Origin of the sequence: Caulobacter sp. FWC2 (assembly GCF_002742625.1) — a bacterium.
Lineage (GTDB): Bacteria > Pseudomonadota > Alphaproteobacteria > Caulobacterales > Caulobacteraceae > Caulobacter.
Window position 1 is genome coordinate 2,029,892 of sequence record NZ_PEBF01000001.1, and the last position, 17,793, is coordinate 2,047,684.

Here is a 17,793-nt window from a genome sequence, read left to right on the forward strand (position 1 = left end):
GCCGTAACGGATCTTTCAATATTGTGACCGCGGCGCTCGCCGTGTGGGGCGCAAAGCGCTAGGCCGAGCGTCCGGTTTTCGCACGGCGGGCCCGGATCTTGCGAGCGACGTCGATCGCCAGGCCGTGGGGCGAGCCCTTGATCCACTTGGCGTCGAACAGGGTCACGGGGCCGCAGGCGGCCAGGGTGTGGCGTCCGCGGGTGTAGCGGCCGGCGTTGACGGGGCCTTTCAGGATTTCCGTCGCGTCGGCGTCGAAGCGGTCAGGCGTCAGGACGTTGACGACCAGCAGGCGCAGGTCGCCGCCGTAGGTTCGCGTGCAGTCCTGGACCGGCAGATGCAGGCGGCCCTCATGGACGAAGGGCGTGCCGCCCGGCCGGCTGCTGGCCAGGTCGATCCGCACCGGATTGCCCGGATGGGGCGTCCAGGGACCTTCGAGGCGGTCGGCATGGGCCAGGTGCAGCTTGCCCTGCTTGTCCCGCTGGGTCCCGTCGGGCGAATAGGCGCACCACCAACGGCCTTCCCACTGGAAGAAGGTCGGATCGATGGCCGGGGTGTCGAAGGCGATTTTCGTCACCGGCTCCCAGACGTCCGGGAAGCGCTTGGCGCGGTAGAGCGTGAAGGTTCCCGACCGGTAGGCCTCCGGCGTCATCCAGGTCTCGCCCTCGGCCTCGAACACCACGGGGTAGGAGAGGTGCCAGGGCTCGCGGATCACGGTGCTCCGGCGGACCGGTCTGTAGTCGGCGTCCAGCTCGATATGATCGATGACACCGTGCCGCGTGCGGTAATCATAGGCCTCGGCGAACAGATGCAGGCGGCCGTCGCGCCATAGGCCGAACGGGTCGGCCAGGAAGGTATAGGACGGCTCCTCCGGCAGCCAGCGCACCGGCGCGGCATGCAGGCCGCCGGCCGCGGCGACTCCCTGGATCGAGCTTTCGATCACGCCGACGCGCCAGATGTCAGAGAATAGGGGCATGTCCCTGCGCTAGCGCGACGTCGCCCCGATTGGCAAGCGCGGGCTTAACGCTCGGCGGAGCGCAGGCCTTGGGCCAGGGACTGCGCCGCGATCGCGGCCTGGGTGCGGTTGTGGACATTGAGCTTGCGCATCAGCGCGGTCATGTGCGCCTTGACCGTGGCTTCGGCGATGCCGAGGTCGTGGGCGATCTGCTTGTTCAGCAGTCCCAGATTGACGCCCTCCAGGACCTTCATCTGGGTCGGCGTCAGCGCGCCGAGGCCCGTCTCGATGTCCCGGTCTGCTCTGCGGATATCCATCATGGTCATGCTGCAACCCCTCTTTCTCTTCCCCTGACCTCCGCGTTCGGAGGTGCGGCTACCGGTTTTTCTCGCTGCCGCTCTGAGTCGGCTGGTCCGGTTCGCTGATTTCGGATGTTAGCGTTATCTGTTGGACTAATTCAAGAGATTTTAGAAATGTGAGCGTGAACATCACGCTCGATCCGTGATATCCATGAGACCTGTCATACAGCTTTTCCCTGTATGGGCGGTGATCGGGCGCAGGGGTTGGCCTCACGACGCGAATGGCCCGATGGTGGCGTGAGCCGAAGGGGAGACTGATGAGCGAAGGCCGCCTAGCCGACCGCGCCTATACGGGCATCGTCGAGATGATCAACAGCGACGGGTTGGAGGTCGGCGACCGCCTGCCGTCGGAAGCGCGGCTCGCCGAGATGTTCGGCATGTCGCGCACCGTCGTGCGCGAGGCCCTGGTGCGTCTCGCCGCCGACAGCATCACCGAGGCGCGGCGTGGGGCGGGGTCGTTCATCAAGAACCGGCCGTCGGACAAGCTGAGCGCCTATATGCCGCTGTCCGAGCTGCCCTCGACCATGGGCAGCTACGAGGTGCGCTTCGTGCTCGAGGCCGAGGCCGCGCGGCTGGCGGCGGTGCGGCGATCGGCGGAGGAGATGGCGAGCATCGAGGCGGCGCTTTCGAAGTTGCGCACGGCCCTGATGTCCAGCGCGCCGGCGCACGCCGAAGACATGGAGCTGCATCGCCAGATCGTGCTCGCCACGGCCAACCCCGCCTTCCTGGTCGCGTTCGAGGCGCTGGAGGCGGATGTCGACCGCATCATGCGGGCCGGCGTCGACATCTCCCGCTCGCGGCCGCCGGAAGCGATCGCCGAGATGATGCGTGAGCACGAGATGATCGTTGAAGCGATCCGGGCCCAGGACGCCGACGGCGCGGCCCTGGCGATGCGCTGGCATCTATCGCGAGGGCGAAAGCGGCTCATGCCCTAGGCGCGCAGCGCCGAGCGGTCGCGTCGCCGTTTCCAGCCAGGTCTGGCTCAGCGCGCGCAGGCGTTCGGGCGAGGTGGCGGCGTCGAGCGTGAGAACGGCTTCGTCGGGGGCGGGGCGCTCCAGGGTGGCTAACTGGCTGTCCAGCAGACTAGCCGGCATGTAGTGGCCCGCGCGCTGGGTGATGCGGCGCAGAAGCTCGTCTGGCTGGGCGTCCAGCAGGATGAAGCGTGTGGGAGCGCCGATGGCCGCGCGCAGACGCTCGCGATAGTCGCGTTTCAGCGCCGAACAGGCCGCCACGACACCGCCTTGCGTCGACAGCGTCTCGCCAATGGCCGCGCCCAGCCGATCCAGCCACGGCCAGCGATCATCGTCGACCAAAGGCTGGCCCGCCCGCATCTTGGCGACGGCGCTTGCGTCATGGAACGCGTCGCCTTCCAGGAAGGGGCAGTCCAGCGCCCCCGCCAGCAGGGCGCCCAGGGTCGACTTCCCACAGCCGCTGACGCCCATCACGACGACGGCGAAACTGACAGAGCGTGCTGGGCGCGATGGCGGCAAATGGGGGCCTCGACCTGACGGTGTCGAAGATCGACACGCCACGGCTGAGGTTCTAGCGGCGTGTCGGCGAGCCGTAACTACGACCATGGTCGCGGTGGTCGCCACCGCCGACCGCTCTATCACTAGTCCCAAAGTAGATTTGGGAAGCAGCATGAGAGCGATCCTGTTGTCGGCGATCCTGGTGGCCGCGTGCCCCATCGTGGCGGAAGCCGCAGCTTCGACCTCCTTCCTGCCGAAAGCGCCGGACGATCCCAAGGCGATCACGGTCAAGGGCGTGGGCGATGGCAAGGCCGACGACACGGACGCCGTCCAGAAGGCCATCGACGCGGCGCGCGACGGCACGGGTCATGGCCTGGTTTTCCTGCCATCGGGTCGCTATCGCATCAGTCGGAGCCTGCTGGTGCCGCCGGGCGTCCGCGTTTTCGGCGTTGGTCCGACGCGTCCCACCTTCGTGCTGGGCGCCAACACGCCGGGCTTCCAGCAGGGCGTCGGCACGATGATCGTGTTCACCGGCGGCGACCAGTACCAGGTCGGTGACATCCCCGTGCCGGTCCCGACCGTGCGGCCCGCGACCGCCAAGGTGCGCGACGCCAATTCGGGCACCTTCTATTCGTCGATGAGCAATGTCGACATCGAGATCGGCGACGGCAATCCAGCCGCCGCTGGCGTGCGGTTCCGCATGGCCCAGCACGCCTTCCTCAGCCACATGGACTTCCGCCTGGGCTCGGCGTTCGCCGGCGTCTACCAGGCCGGCAACATCATGGAGGACGTCCACTTCCACGGCGGTCGCTACGGCATCGTCACCGAGAAGACCTCTCCGGCCTGGCAGTTCACCCTGCTGGACTCGACCTTCGACGGCCAGCGCGATGCGGCGATCCGCGAGCACGAGGTCGACCTGACGCTGGTCAATGTGGCCATCAGGAACACACCCGTCGGCATCGAGATCGACAAGGGTTACAGCGACAGCCTGTGGGGCAAGAACGTCCGCTTCGAGAACGTCTCCAAGGCAGGCGTCGTCATCTCGGCCGAGGACAACGTCTTCACCCAAGTCGGCTTCGACAACGCCGTGGCGTCCAACACGCCGGTGTTCGCCCGCTTCCGCGAGAGCGGCGAGACCGTGGACGGCAAGGGCAAGGCCTATCGGGTCGCCAACTTCACCTATGGCCTGACCCTGCCGGGCCTGGGTCACGTGGGCGAGTACAAGACGATTTCCGACATTGCGCCGCTGAAGGCGCTGCCGGCCGCCACCGGGCCGGCCTTGCGGGCCACGCCGCCGATCGGTGAATGGACCAACGTGAAGACGCTAGGCGTCGTGGGCGACGGCGCGACCGACGACACGGTCGCCTTGCAGAAGGCGATCGACAGCCACCGGGTGCTCTATCTGCCGATCGGCTTCTACAGGGTCACTGACACGCTGAAGCTGAAGGCCGACACCGTGCTGATCGGCCTGCATCCGGCTCTGACCCAGTTGGTCATCCCCGACGCCAATCCCCGCCATGCCGGCGTCGGGACGGTGAAGCCGATCCTGGAGACGCCGAGGGGCGGCGACAATATCCTGTCCGGCATCGGCCTGTTCACCGGCCGTGTGAACCCACGCGCCTCGGCGCTGCTGTGGCGGTCGGGCGAGAAGTCCCTGGTCACCGACGTCAAGATCATGGGGGGCGGCGGCACGCCCACCGCCGACGGCAAGCCGCTGGGCGCTGCCCAGGCCCGCAGCGGCGATCCGGTGGCCGACGGCCGCTGGGACGCACAGTACCCCAGCATCTGGGTCACCGATGGCGGCGGCGGCACCTTTGCCAATGTCTGGAGCCCGAACACCTTCGCCTCGGCCGGATTCTACATCAGCGACACCAAGACGCCGGGCCACATCTACGAGGTCTCGGTCGAGCACCACGTGCGCAACGAGTTCGTGCTCGACAATGTGGAGAACTGGGAATTCCTGGCGCCGCAGACCGAGCAGGAGGTCGGCGACGGCCCCGATGCGGTGTCGCTGGAGATCCGCAACTCCAAGAACATCCTGTTCGCCAACTATCACGGCTATCGGGTCACGCGTTCGTACCACCCGGCCGAGACGGCGGTGAAGCTGTTCAACTCGACTGATATCCGCTTCCGCAATGTCCACATCAACGCCGAGAGCGGCGTGGCCCTGTGCGACACCATCAGCTGCGGGACCTACCTGCGGGCCAGCAAGTATCCGTTCGAGAACGCCATCCAGGATAAGACCCGCAAGCTGGAGGTGCGCGAGCGCGAGTTCGCGGTGCTGGACGTCAAGGCCGACCAGCCGGCCCCACCGCCGGCCAATCCGAGCGTCAGGAAGCTGGAGACCGGCTTCTGGTCGATCTCGGGCGCGACGGTGGGCGCGGACGGGGCGCTGTACTTCGTCGAGAAGCGGTTCCAGCGGATCTACCGCTGGACGGCGGCCAAGGGTCTGGAGATCGTCCGCGACAGCTCGCTCGACCCAACCAACCTGGCCGTCGATCGCTCGGGAAACCTGCTGGTGGTGTCGTCGCTTGGGCCGCAAGGCGCGGTCTATTCGATCGATCCGAACGGCCCCAAGGACCAGATGACCCTGATCGCGCCGACGGCCGTATCCGCGCGCGCCGGCGCCAAGACGCTGCTGCCGGTCAACTGGTGGAACAACGGCGAGTTCAAGGATCAGTACGACCCGGCCAAGGGCGAGTTCACCACCCTTGCCGAGATGTTCGCCCGCGATGTCGGAACGCCCAAGGCCCAGGAATATGTCTCGCCCGACGGCAGCGTGTCGCTGCCCGCCTTCCGAGTGTGGCAGCAGGGGCCGCCGGACCATGTCGGCTGGCGCTGGTCCGACAGCCTGCAGACCCACGGCCTGATCGGCGGCGCGGTCGGCGAGCGATTGTTCGTCACCAACGGCTCTGAGAACAAGACCTATAGCGGTCAGGTCGGTCCCGGCGGGACGCTGACCGACCTCAAGGTCTTCGCCAATCGCGGCGGCGAGAGCGTCGCGGTGGACGGGCAGGGCCGGGTGTTCGTCGCCAATGGCCAGATCTTTCAGTACGGCGCCGATGGCCAGCCTACCGGCCGCATCGACGTGCCCGAGCGGCCGCTGCAACTGATCTTCGGCGGGGAGGGCGGCAAGACCCTGTTCGTCCTGACCCACCATTCGCTCTACGCTGTGAACCCGTAGGTCGGGTGAGGGAGGCTGCCATGAAGCATTGGCTTGTGTTGGGCGCGGCTTCGATCGCGCTGAGTTTGGCGACCGGTTCCGCCTGGGCTTCGACCTCGGTCCTGGCGACGGTGCCCGACGACCCGGCCGCTATCGTGGTCAAGGCCAAGGGCGACGGGAAGACCGACGACGGCGCGGCGATCCAGGCGGCGATCGACGCGGCTGCGGCCAAGCCGGGCGGCGGTCTCGTCTTCCTGCCCTCGGGCCGCTACCGGATCAGCAAGACCCTGTTCCTGTGGCCGGGCGTGCGGGTGTTCGGCGTCGGCGCCACGCGGCCGCTCATCGAACTCCCCGACGCCACGCCGGGCTTCCAGAAGGGCGTGGCCAACATGGTCATCTTCGCCGGCGCCAAGCGCGATCCGGCGGGGCGTCCGGTGGCCTTCCCGCCGCCGGGCAGCGTGCCGTTCGACAAGGACGTGCCAGACGCCAATCCCGGCACCTTCTATAGCGCGATGAGCAACATCGACTTCAAGATCGGCAAGGGTAATCCGGCCGCCACGGCGATCCGCTTCCACGCCGCCCAGCACGCCGTGCTGACCCACATGGACTTCGACATCGGCTCGGGCCTTGCGGGCCTTTATCACGTCGCCAACGAGGCCGAGGACCTGCGTTTCAAGGGCGGCCGCTACGGCATCCTGGCCGAGAAGCCGTCGCCGGCCTGGGGCTTCGTGCTGCTGGACTCGACCTTCGAGGGCCAGCGCGACGCGGCGATCCGTGAGCACGAGGCGGGCCTGACCCTAGTCAATGTGGCGATGAAGGACACGCCCGTCGGGATCGAGATCGACAAGGGCTACGGCGACTGGCTGTGGGGCAAGGACGTCCGCTTCGAGAACATCTCCAAGGCCGGCGTCGTCATCTCCAACGAGCGCAACGTCTACACCCAGGTCGGCTTCGAGAACGCCGTGGCGTCAAACACCCCGGTGTTCGCCCGCTTCCGCGACAGCGGCAAGACGGTCGCCGGCAAGGGGGCGACCTATCACGTTTCGGCCTTCAACCACGGCCTGACCGTGCCGGCTCCCGGCCAGATGGGCGAGTACCGCACGAACCTCCAGGCCGAACCGTTGAAGGCCTTTCCCCAGCCCAACGCGCCCGCGATCCGGGCCCTGCCGGCGACCGCCGACTGGACGAATGTCCGCACGCTGGGGGCCAAGGGCGACAACGCCACCGACGACACCGTCGCCATCCAGAAGGCGATTGACGGCCATCGCGTGGTCTATTTCCCGACCGGCTTCTATCGCGTCACCGACACCCTGAAGCTCAAGTCCGACACCGTGCTGATCGGTCTGCACCCCAGCCTGACCCAGATCGTGCTGCCCCACGGCACGCCCGCCTACCAAGGCGTCGGCGCGCCAAAGGCCCTGGTGGAGTCGGCCAAGGGCGGCGACAATATCGTCTTCGGCCTGGGCCTCTACACGGACGGGGCCAATCCACGCGCGACGGCGCTGCTGTGGACGGCCGGCGCGACCTCGATGGTCAACGACGTCAAGTTCCAGGGCGGCCACGGCACCAACCTGTTCGATGGCGCGCGGGTCATCCCCTACAACGCCAACGGCACGGGCGACGCCGATCCAGCCAAGCGCTGGGCGGGGCAGTATCCCAGCCTGTGGGTGACCAATGGCGGCGGCGGGACATTCTCCAACGTCTGGAGTCCCAATACCTACGCCTATACCGGCATCTACGTTTCCGACACCACGACGCCGGGCCACGTCTACCAGGCTTCGGTCGAGCACCATGTGCGCACCGAGATCACCCTCAACCGCGTCGCCAACTGGGAGTTCCTGGCGCCTCAGACCGAGGAGGAGGCCGGAGAGGGCGAGGACACCGTCTCGCTGGAGGTCCGCGACTCGCACAACATCCTGCTGGCCAACTATCACGGCTATCGCGTCACCCGGACGCGCAAGCCGGCGGCGGCGGCGGTGCGAGTCTACAACTCGCACGACATCCGGTTCCGCAACGTGGCGGTCAATGGCGAGAGTGGTCTGGGAACCTGCGACGAGAACGGCTGCGCGACTTTCCTGCGCCTGACCAAGTATCCCTACGAGAACGCGATCCAGGACGTCACCAACGGCCTGGAAGTGCGCGAGCGGCAGTTCGCGGTGCTGGACCTGCCAGCCGTCTCGAAGCCGGTCGCGCCCTCGGCCTTCCCGGCCGGCGCGACGGTGGAGAAGCTGGCCGACGGATTCTATTCGCTGGGCGGCGGGGCCGTCGATGCGGCTGGGATACTCTACTTCGCCGACCGCAAACATCAGCGCATCTACAGCTGGTCGGACGCCCGCAAGCTGTCGATCGTGCGCGACAACACCCTCGATCCGGTCAACCTGGCGGTCGACGCCTCGGGCAACCTGCTGCTGCTGTCGTCGGACGGCCGCAACGGCTCGGTCTACAGCTTCAAGCCGGGCAGTCCGGACGACGCGGTGACCGTAATCGCCGCCACCCCGGTCGCCGACCATGCCGGCGCGGCGACCGTGCTGCCGGTCAACTGGTGGAACAACGGCGAGTTCAAGGACCAGATCGATCCGGAGACCTACCAGTACCCGACCCTGGCGGAGCTCTTCGTGCGCGACATGGCCCTGTCCAAGCCAAAGGAATATGTCTCGCCGGACGGCAGCCTGGCCCTGCCAGCCTACCGCGTCTTCCAGCAGGGGCCGCCCGACTATCGCGGCCTGCGCTTCTCGGACTCGCTGGACACCTATGGCTTCACGACGGCCAAGCCGGGCCAGCGGGTGTTCCTGGCCAACAGCTCCGAGAACAAGACCTATAGCGGTGTCGTGGGCACGGGCGGTTCCATCACCGACCTGAAGCCCTTCGCTGACCGTGGCGGCGAGAGCGTGGCGTCGGACGCTCAAGGGCGCGTCTATGTCGCCAACGGCCAGGTGTTCGTCTACGGGTCCGACGGCCAGGAACTGGGTCGTATCGACGTGCCCGAACGGCCGCTACAGCTGCTGTTCGGCGGCGCCGACAAGCAGACGCTGTTCGTGCTGACCCACCGCGCGCTCTATGCGGTTCGCCCCCGCTAGGACGCCGAAGACGGACGAAGATAGGCCCGGAGCGCTTGGCGTTCCGGGCTTTGTCTTGCGTGCTATCCCAGCGCTGGGGAGGCATACGACCATGGTCGTATAGTTAGCGGTCCCATCGTCTGACACAGTCCCCCTCAGATCATCGAACGATGGTCTCAATGAAAAATGGGAGGGTGTAGGATGAGCGCTGTCGGTAGTCTGCGGGGGCGATCGCCCGTTTTGAGCATGTTGCTCGCGACCAGCGCGGTCGCGATGGTGATGGCAGCCGGAGCGGCCAACGCACAGACGGCGCGGGCCCCGGCTACGGGATCGTCCGACGCGACCGCTCTGACGGAAATCATCGTCACCGGCACGCGGATTCGGTCGATCGGCTTCACCGCGCCGACCCCGACCCAGGTGCTGGGCCAGGCCGACCTGGAGCGCGCCGCCCAGCCGAACATCTTCACCGCCATCACCCAGCTGCCGTCGCTGCAGGGCTCCAGCGGCGCGACCACCGGCACCTTCAGCACCTCGAGCGGCCAGCAGGGGCTGTCCTCGTTCTCGCTGCGCGGCCTTGGCACCATCCGCACCCTGACCCTGCTGGACGGCCAGCGGGTCGTGCCGGCCAACGTCACCGGCGTTCCGGACATCAGCCTGTTCCCGCAGCTGCTGGTCGAGCGGGTCGACGTGGTGACGGGCGGCGCCTCGGCCTCCTACGGCTCGGACGCCGTCGGCGGCGTGGTCAACTTCATCACCAACAAGAAGTTCGTGGGCTTCAAGGCCAATGTCCTGACCGGCGTCACGACCTATGGCGACAACCACCAATGGCTGGCCCAGGTCGCGGCGGGCAAGAACTTCATGAATGACCGCCTGCACGTGCAGGTCAGCGGTGAATATGACTGGGAAGAAGGCGTTCCGGCAGGCGGCTTCGGTGAAGACGCGCCCGGCAGCCGTGACTGGTACACGACCGCGACCCTCGTCAATCGTGGCGTCACCAACGACGGCTCGCCCCAGTACCTCTATCGCGAGCACGCCCAGGCCTACCAGTATACCAAGTACGGTCTGATCAGCGCCGGCCCGCTGCAGGGCACGGCTTTCGATCAGGCCGGCAACCCGTTCCAGTTCCAGTACGGCAGTAACGGCGTGCCGACCAAGGCCGCCAACGGCGCGGTCACCGGCTGCTACTCCAACGGCGGCTTCTGCGTCGGCGGCGACCTGTCGGGCAATGTCGGCGTCGGCACCTCGCTGCAGTCGAGGATCAAGCGGATGGGCAGCTACGGCCGCATCGGCTACGATCTGGACGACAAGAACGAGATCTACGCGACCCTGAACGTCGCCCGCGTCGAGAGCAGCAACCAGCCTAATCCGGGCGCCGCCACGACCAACCTGACGATGTCGTGCTCCAACCCGTTCCTGCCGGCCTCGATCGTCGCCGCCTGCGCGGCCAATAACATCACCACATTCAGCTTCGGCACCAGCAACGCCCTGCTGCCGCGCAACATCAACGTCCATCCGACGCGGACCCAGGTCCGGGCGGTGATCGGCGCCGACGGCCGGTTCGACGCCCTGGGCAAGGAATGGCGCTACGACGCCTATTTCACGCACGGCCAGAACACGACGAACATCCACGTTCGCGACATCCTGCTGATGCCGCGCTATCGCGCCGCCATCCAGGCCACGACGGTCGGCGGGCAGATCGTCTGCGCCGACCCGGTCGCCCGCGCCAACGGCTGCGTGCCGATCAACATCTTCGGCGGGAAGGCGCCCAGCGAGGCGGCCCTGGCCTACATCACGCCCAAGAACGGCCCCTACCAGCACTCGGTGCAGAAGCAGGACGTCGCCAGCATCAACTTCAGCGGAGAGCCTTTCTCGTTGTGGGCCGGTCCGGTGTCGCTGGCCTTCGGCGGCGAGTGGCGCAAGGAGCAGTACCACGTCCAAGGCGACCCCTACGGCGATGGCAACACAGACTCGCCCAACACCGCCGACTATCCCGCCGATCCGGTCCTGAACCCGTCGGGCGCCAATTGGTTCGCGGGCAATTACCACTCCGGCGCCGGCAAGTACTCGGTGAAGGAAGCCTATGCCGAAGTGAACATCCCGCTGATCAATTCGGAAGCCGCGGGCCGGGCCAACCTCAACATGGCCGGCCGCTGGACCGACTACAGCACCTCGGGCACCGTCTACACCTGGAAGGTCGGCGCCACCTGGGACACGCCGATCGACGGCGTCCGCCTGCGGGCCGTCACCTCGCGGGACGTCCGTGCGCCGAACCTGTCGGAACTTTTCGCCGCGCCGGTCACCACCACGTTGCCGAACTTCACCAACCCGTTCACCGGCGGCGCGCTGACCGTCCTGCAGAACGTGGTCGGCAACCCGAACCTGAAGCCGGAAATCGCCAAGAACGTGACCATCGGCGCGGTGCTGTCGAACCCGCAATGGCTGCCGGGCTTCAGCGTCTCGGTTGACTGGTACAACATCGTCCTGAACGGCGGCATCTCCAGCCTGGGCGCCCAGCAGATCGTAAACTTCTGCTATGCGGGCCTGACCCAGTTCTGCAGCGCCTTCAACTTCACACCGGCTCAGGGCACGGCCTTCGTCAACTCCCAGACGTTCAACCTGGCCTCGATCAAGACCAGCGGCTTCGACATCGAGAGCAGCTATCGCTTCGAACTACCCAGCGTGCCCGGCCGCTTCACGGTGCGGGGCCTGGCGACGAACACGCACAAGTTCGTCACCAACCCGGGCATCCCCGGCGCCATCGCTGTCGACTCGGCCGGCCAGAACTCCGGCGCCACGCCGGACTGGAAGTTCCTGGCCATCCAGTCCTGGGACAACGAGCGCTTCGCCTTCAGTGTCCAGGAGCGCTGGTTCAGCGATGGCCGTTTCGGCGGTACGACGACCGACTACGTCGAATGCAAGGCTGGCAGCTGCCCAGTCTCGACAGGCACCAATCCGACCATCGACTACAACCACATGAGCGGCGCGACCTATGTCGACATCAGCGCCTCGTACAAGTTCGGCAAGGGCCTGCAGATCTACGGCAAGGTCGACAACCTGCTGAACCGCGATCCGACGCCGTCGCCGCAGACCAATACGGGCCTGGACGCCAACCCGGCGCTCTACGACCTGCTGGGTCGCTTCTACCACGTTGGTCTGCGCTACAGCTTCTAGCGTCTTCCGCCTCTCCTTCCCCTGGGCGGCCTCGCCCGGGCCCGGAAGCGGCCAAGCGCCGCGCCGTGGCTCGGGCGTCTTTCTTTGCGCTACAGATTAAGACCGTTGGGGTCGCTTGAGGGCGGCCCATACGGGAGATCGAGTGAATGATTGTGGTGAAGACAGCGATCAGCGCAGGAGACGACCGTTGAACCGGCCGGACCGCGTCCGGGACGCCACCATGGCCGATGTCGCGGAACGGGCGGGCGTCTCGCGGATGACGGTGTCACGCGTCATCAACGACGGCGCCAAGGTCCGTGAGGCGACTCGACGGGCGGTGCAGGACGCCATCCGCGACCTCAACTTCCAACCCAACCTGGCGGCCCGCAATCTCGTGACGGCTGGCGAGTTGCGGATCGGCGTCGTCTATTCCAACCCCAGCGCCGCCTTCATGAGCGACTTCCTGGTCGGCGTGTTCGAGGAAGCCACCAGCGCCGGCGCGCGGTTGATCCTGGTCCGCGGCGAGAACGGGGCCGCTCCGTCGCTCCAGGAACTGCAGCGACTGGTGAGTGGCGGCGTTCATGGCGTGGTGCTGGCGCCGCCTCTGGGCGAGTCCGCCGTGGTTTTGGATGTCCTCCGCGCGGCCAATCTGCCCGTCGCCGTGGTCGCCGCCGGACTTCCTCCGGCGTACGCGATCAGTGTCAGGATCGATGATCGCGAGGCCAGCCGGGCCATGACCCGCCATCTGCTGGACCTGGGGCATCGCCGCATCGGCTTGATCGTCGGCAATCCCAACCAGACCGCCAGCACCGCGCGCCTGGACGGCGCGCGAGCGGCCGTCGCGACAATCGAGGACGCCGAGCTCGTCGTGGCGCACGGGGCCTTCACCTACGATTCCGGCCTCCGCGCCGCTGAGGCCTTGCTGGACGGAGACCGGCGGCCCACCGCCATCTTCGCCAGCAACGACGACATGGCCGCCGCCGCCGTGTCGGTCGCTCACCGCCGGCGGCTGGACGTTCCCGGCGACTTGACCGTGGTCGGGTTCGACGACACGACCGTGGCCACCACCCTGTGGCCGCCGCTGACCACTATCCGCCAGCCCGTGCGCCAGATGGCCTCGATGGCCCTCGATCTTCTGCTCCGCGCGTTGCGTTCGCCCGGGTCTTCGGCCGAGGTCTATGCGGATCACGTGCTGGACCATGTGCTGATCCAGCGGGACTCCACCGCTCCACCCCCACGCGCCCCCAGTCGGGCCGATGAGAGGCTCTTGAATGTCTGATCCGTCTGCCGATCTGGAGGTCGCGACCGTCCGGCGGGTTACCGCGCGACTGATGCCGTTGTTCTGCCTGATGTACCTGATCGCCTATATCGACCGGCAGAACGTCTCCTACGCCAAGCTCGACATGGTCCAGGCCCTGGGCCTCAGCGAAGCCTCCTATGGCCTTGGCGCGTCTCTGTTTTTTATCGGCTACTTCCTGTTCGAGGCGCCCTCGAACCTGATCCTGGCCAAGGTCGGCGCGCGCGTCTGGTTCACGCGGATCATGTTCACGTGGGGTCTCGTCACCCTGGCGCTCGGGTTCACCCAGAACGCGACGATGTTCTACGTCCTACGCTTCCTGCTCGGTGTCACCGAGGCCGGGTTCTTCCCCGGCGTGCTCTATGTCCTGACGCTCTGGTATCCGCAGTCGCACCGGGCGCGGATGGTGGGTCTGTTCATGATCGCCAGCGCCATCGCCAACGCCGTCGGCGCGGTCGTCGGCGGTCTGCTGCTGGATCTGGACGGCCTGCTGGGCCTGGCGGGCTGGCAGTGGGTGTTCCTGGCCACCGGCGCGCCGGCGATCCTGCTGACGCCCTACGTGCTCTGGAAGCTGCCCAATGGCCCGGGCCATGCGCGGTGGCTGCCCGACGATCAGAAGGCCTGGCTAGCCAAGGTGCTGGACGCCGAGCGGGGCGGGGTGGTCGACGACCATCGCGGGGCCTGGAAGGCGATCTTCGATCCGCGCGTGCTTCTGCTGGCTGGCCTCTATATCGGCATGCCGCTGGGGGCCTATGGCCTGAGCTACTGGCTGCCGACCATCGTCAAGTCTTTCGGCGTGTCCAACACCACCAACGGCCTGATCAACGTCATCCCCTGGCTGATGGTCGCCGTGGCGCTTTGGGCGGTGCCTCGCCACGCCGCGCGCCATGGGGCCACCGCCTGGCACATCGCCGGACCCGTTCTGCTGGGCGCGCTCTGTCTCGTGCTCAGCGTGATCCTGCCGGGGCCGGTGCTCAAGTTCGCCGCGCTGTGCATCGCCGCGCCGGCCATCTTCGCCGCCCAGCCGGTGTTCTGGAGCCTGCCGCCCAGCTTCCTCAGCGGACCCCGCGCGGCGGCCGGCATTGCCGCGATCAATGCGATCGGGAATCTAGGGGGCTTCATCGCCCAGAACATGGTGCCGATGGTGCGGGACGCCACCGGCAGCAACCTAGCGCCCATGCTGGCCCTGGCCGCCGTGCTGTTGGTGACAAGCCTGCTGATCTTTTACGCCATGCGGACCTTGGGCCGGCAGAGGTGATCGCCGGATAGTCCTGGTCAGGCTCGTTGGCAAAAGCAAAACGCCGCTCCTGGGAGGCAGGAGCGGCGCCCTAATGCTAGGCGGTGGAAGAGGAAGGACGCCTAGAAATCCCAGCCCTAGAAGTTGTAGCGGAGGCCGACGATGAACTGGCGGCCGCTGTGGGTGTAGACGTTCAGACGGTTGCTATCGCCGACGTACTGGTCGTTGAACTCGTCGGTCAGGTTCACGCCCTCGACCGAGAGCTTCAGGTTCTCGCGGATGTTCCAGCTGGCCTGCATGTCGACGTTCAGGGTCTCGTTGGTGCCGTGGACGGTGTTGCCGTCGCTGCCCGGGACCTGGGTCAGATAGCCGCCGCGATAGGCCAGCGAGCCACGGACACTCCACTTGTCGGTCTCGTAGTAGAGCGTCGCGTTGGCGGCGTTCTTCGACAGGCCGATCAGGTCATTGATCACCACCGGCGCGCCCGCCGTCGACGAGGTCGGATATTCGATCTTGGAGGCGACATAGGTGTAGTTGGCGATCACGCCGAAGTGGCTCAGCCACCCTGGCAGGAAGGTGAAGGGTTGCTGGACGTTCAGCTCGAAGCCCTTCAGGTCGCCGCCCTTGGTGTTGATCGGCTTGGAGACCTGGAACAGCATGTCCGGGGTGGCGGTGGTGCCGGCGATTAGCGAGTCCGGCAGGCCCAGGGTGTTATAGGCGCGCAGTTCGCTCTGGGTGGCTACGAAGGTGTTGATCTTCTTGTAGAAGAAGCCCGCGGCGAACATCGTGCCCGACGACGGATACCATTCCAGCGACACATCCAGGTTCTTGGACTGGGTCGGGTTCAGGTAGGGGTTGCCGGAACTGAAGCTGCGGTTGGCGCCCTGCACGGCGACGTCCCCGCCGGGCGACAGCGAGCCGATGCCCGGACGGGCGATCGTCTTGGCGGCGCTGAAGCGGGCCACGAAGGTGTCGGTGACGTCGGCCGCCAGATTGAACGACGGCAGGGTCAGGTCGTAGTCGCGCTTGACGTCCACGCGCTGGATCACGCCGCCGACGGCGGCATAGCCGGCCGACTCCTGCTCGGTGTGGACGCGGCGCACGCCGGCGTCGCCGCGGAAGGGCAGGCCAAGCGCCTGGAAGCGGAACTCGGCCTGGACGTAGGCGCCGGTGTCCTGCTCCTCGACCGCGCCGTACTGGCCCCGGGCCGATGTGTTGTTGGTGCCGGTCAGGGCGTAGATGCCGGTGTTGCTGTAGATGTTCAGCAGGGCGGCGTACTTGTCGATGTCGGGGACCAGCCAGGCGGTGGCGTTGCCGGACGGCATGTCCAGCCCCTTGCCGAAGCCGCTGAACACCTTCGACACCGAGGCCAACTGGTCCGGGGTGAGGGTCTGGCTGACGGTTTCGGTGGTGCGGTACAGGCCATAGCTGTCGTACTCGAATTTGCGCCAGTCGACGCCGGCCTTGAGCTTCAGGTTCTCGTTGGCTTCCCATTCGCCATAGACCTTGGCGGTCGAAAACTGGTTCTCGACGAAGGTCGGGCGCAGGCGGACTTCCGACGTGCCGTTGGTCGCCGACCAGTTGGCCGGGTTGGTCGCGTCGAAGCCCAGCAGGATCTCCGGCGCGCGCCCCTTGCGGAAGTCGTAGCTGTAGTTCTGGCTGTTGGCGCGGTCGAAGGTGACGATCGTCGAGACCGGCTGGGTGAAGGTCGAATCCGCATAGCCGGCCAGGGCGCCGACGACCAGGCGGTCACCGAAGTTGTGCTTGGCCGACAGGGTGAACTGCTTGAACTCGGTGTTCAGCTCGTCATAGGCCGACTGGGTGCGCAGATCGACATTGTCCATGCGGGCATAGACCAGGTCGCTGCCCTGGACGACGCCGTCGCGGATGACCGTTTCCGGTTTGCCGGTGGTGGCGCGCGACAGGCCGATGGCCTGCAGTTGGGCTTCCTTCCGCACGCCCTTCAGATAGGCGTACAGCGTATCCAGCGTGATCTCGGTGTTGGCGTCCGGCTTGAACTGCAGCGAGCCGGCCAGGCCCGTGCGCTTGTTCTGGATGTCGTAGCTGACATAGGCCGGGATGCGTGGGGCGAAGATGCCCGTGGTCGTGTTGGTGTTGTTGATCTGGGCAAGCGTGTAGCCCGGCACGGTCGAGGCCGCGTTGAACCCGCCGTTGCTGCCGCCGACGGCCCAGCGGGTGATGTTGGCGCCCTCTTCCTTCAGGTGGCGCTCTTCGTAGGCTGCCGAGATCAGGACGCCCAGCTTGCCGTCGAAGAACGTGCGGCTGGCCAGGGCGGAGAGGCGCGGCGTGGTCTTCTCGGACAGGTCGTTATAGCTGCCGCCGACCGACAGCACGAGCTGGGGCTTGCGGCTGTCGAAGGCGCGCGAGGTGTTCAGGTCGACCGTGGCGCCCAGGGAGCCTTCCTCGACATCCGCCGAGGCGGTCTTGCGCACCGCGATGCTGTTGAAGAGATCCGAGGCGAAGACGTTGAAGTCGAAGCCGCGGCCGCGGTTGGTGCCGCCGCTGTTGGCCGTGCCGCCGGTGGTGGAGATGGCCTCCATGCCGTTGATCCGGACACGGGTGTATTCCGAGCCGAGGCCGCGGACCGTGATCTGGCGGCCTTCGCCATTGATGCGCGAGATCGAGACGCCCGGGATGCGTTGCAGCGACTCCGCCAGGTTCAGGTCGGGGAACTGGGCGATGTCCTCGGCCTTGATGGCGTCGACGACGCCGCTCGAGCTGCGCTTGATGTTGATGGCGCTCTGCAGGCTGGCGCGGAAGCCGGTGACGACCACGGCCTCGACCTCGTCGGACGCCGGCTGGGCCGGCACGGCCTCCTGAGCGGTCGCCGCGCTGGCCATAGCCATCGCCAGGGCCGAGGCGCTCAGCGCCAGGGCGGCGCGCAGGACAGTCGTGTGAGTGGTCGACATGGTTCCCTCCCAGTGCCCGCGTTTCGCGGGTCTCTTTCGTACCGAAGACGATCTGGCCGCCTTCTTCGTTGCCGTGAAGATAGGTGTGGATTTTCGTCCAGGGCCAATCCCAATCAGGTATGAACCTATGCGCGTTCGGCACGGATCGAGGCTGTCATCATTCGATGCAATCGACTGCAC

General features: G+C 66.8%; 9 protein-coding genes and 1 pseudogene. 6 read left to right on the forward strand and 4 right to left on the reverse strand.

Annotated features, from left to right (window positions below):
• Nucleotides 1-58: 58 nt before the first annotated feature.
• Nucleotides 59-973, reverse strand: coding sequence for a formyl transferase (locus tag CSW62_RS09780; protein WP_099577282.1), 915 nt, complete (start codon nucleotides 971-973; stop codon nucleotides 59-61).
• 44 nt (nucleotides 974-1,017) lie between these two features.
• Nucleotides 1,018-1,230 (reverse strand): annotated as a pseudogene (locus tag CSW62_RS09785) (response regulator transcription factor); the annotation flags it as partial.
• A gap of 338 nt (nucleotides 1,231-1,568) precedes the next feature.
• Between CSW62_RS09785 and CSW62_RS09790 the strand changes: the two are divergent.
• Nucleotides 1,569-2,246 carry a FadR/GntR family transcriptional regulator gene (locus tag CSW62_RS09790; protein WP_099577286.1) on the forward strand — a complete coding sequence of 226 codons (678 nt, stop codon included), beginning with the start codon at nucleotides 1,569-1,571 and terminating at the stop codon, nucleotides 2,244-2,246.
• On the opposite strand, the gene CSW62_RS09795 is transcribed toward CSW62_RS09790, so the two are convergent.
• Entirely contained in the window at nucleotides 2,214-2,801 is a 588-nt protein-coding gene (locus tag CSW62_RS09795; protein WP_233206651.1) for a gluconokinase, read from the reverse strand. The two genes, CSW62_RS09790 and CSW62_RS09795, sit on opposite strands and share 33 nt — an antisense overlap.
• 151 nt (nucleotides 2,802-2,952) lie before the next feature.
• Between CSW62_RS09795 and CSW62_RS09800 the strand changes: the two genes are divergently transcribed.
• From CSW62_RS09800 to CSW62_RS09820, 5 genes are all read left to right on the forward strand, one after another.
• Nucleotides 2,953-5,964 (forward strand): glycosyl hydrolase family 28-related protein, encoded by a 3,012-nt coding sequence (locus CSW62_RS09800; RefSeq protein WP_099577291.1) that lies wholly within the window; start codon nucleotides 2,953-2,955, stop codon nucleotides 5,962-5,964.
• A gap of 20 nt (nucleotides 5,965-5,984) precedes the next feature.
• Entirely contained in the window at nucleotides 5,985-9,020 is a 3,036-nt protein-coding gene (locus CSW62_RS09805; protein WP_099577293.1) for a glycosyl hydrolase family 28-related protein, read from the forward strand.
• 180 nt (nucleotides 9,021-9,200) lie between these two features.
• Nucleotides 9,201-12,170, forward strand: a complete 2,970-nt coding sequence (locus CSW62_RS09810) for a TonB-dependent siderophore receptor (protein ID WP_099577295.1) — start codon at nucleotides 9,201-9,203, stop codon at nucleotides 12,168-12,170.
• Nucleotides 12,171-12,357: 187 nt separating this feature from the next.
• Nucleotides 12,358-13,428, forward strand: a complete 1,071-nt coding sequence (locus CSW62_RS09815; protein WP_199170560.1) for a LacI family DNA-binding transcriptional regulator — start codon at nucleotides 12,358-12,360, stop codon at nucleotides 13,426-13,428.
• Complete coding sequence (locus tag CSW62_RS09820; RefSeq protein WP_099577297.1) at nucleotides 13,421-14,704, forward strand: MFS transporter; 1,284 nt, start codon at nucleotides 13,421-13,423, stop codon at nucleotides 14,702-14,704. Before CSW62_RS09815 ends, CSW62_RS09820 begins: the two co-directional genes overlap by 8 nt.
• Before the next feature lie 116 nt (nucleotides 14,705-14,820).
• Here CSW62_RS09820 and CSW62_RS09825 read toward each other — a convergent pair whose 3' ends face one another.
• Nucleotides 14,821-17,613: a TonB-dependent receptor gene (locus CSW62_RS09825; RefSeq protein WP_099577299.1), complete on the reverse strand. Its 2,793-nt coding sequence runs from the start codon at nucleotides 17,611-17,613 to the stop codon at nucleotides 14,821-14,823.
• Nucleotides 17,614-17,793: the final 180 nt, after the last annotated feature.